At 42.5% G+C, this 530-nt stretch carries 2 tRNA genes; both read right to left on the reverse strand.

Annotated elements, in window-relative coordinates:
* Positions 1 to 252: 252 nt before the first annotated feature.
* A tRNA-Ala gene (locus ACLS0A_RS11010) sits at positions 253 to 328 on the reverse strand.
* Positions 329 to 386: 58 nt separating this feature from the next.
* Positions 387 to 463, reverse strand: a tRNA-Ile gene (locus ACLS0A_RS11015).
* Positions 464 to 530 lie beyond the last annotated feature (67 nt).

Consider the following 530-nt stretch of genomic DNA (forward strand, 5'->3'; position numbering starts at 1 on the left):
CTGTTCTCTCATTGAGAACGCTTACTTGCTTTTGTTCAAGTAAGTCTTTTTACTCAGACTTTTTCAATTTAATTAGAAAGCAGTTCTATTACTCTCACCACTCCCTCATTAGCTTGAAAGTCTCTTCAGTTTTCAGCTTGTTTTTCTATTGTTAAAGAGCAAATTAAGTATGATAAATCCTATTAGGCTATCATAATCTTATTCCTAAATCTTTAGTTCTCTCAACGATACTAAACACTTAGGAATAAGATTTGGTGGAGATAAGCGGGATCGAACCGCTGACCTCCTGCGTGCAAGGCAGGCGCTCTCCCAGCTGAGCTATATCCCCAATTCCATTCCTAAACCGCCCCTCTTTCACTCAATCATGGATATTGCCCAGCAATGAGTGGTGGGTCTGAGTGGACTTGAACCACCGACCTCACCCTTATCAGGGGTGCGCTCTAACCACCTGAGCTACAGACCCACAAGGGTACCGCAAGTGCGGTCTTTTTTTTCGGTTTTTTTTCGTTGCTTTCACAACGATACTGTCT

The organism is Avibacterium volantium, from assembly GCF_049366555.1.
Lineage (GTDB): Bacteria > Pseudomonadota > Gammaproteobacteria > Enterobacterales > Pasteurellaceae > Avibacterium > Avibacterium volantium_A.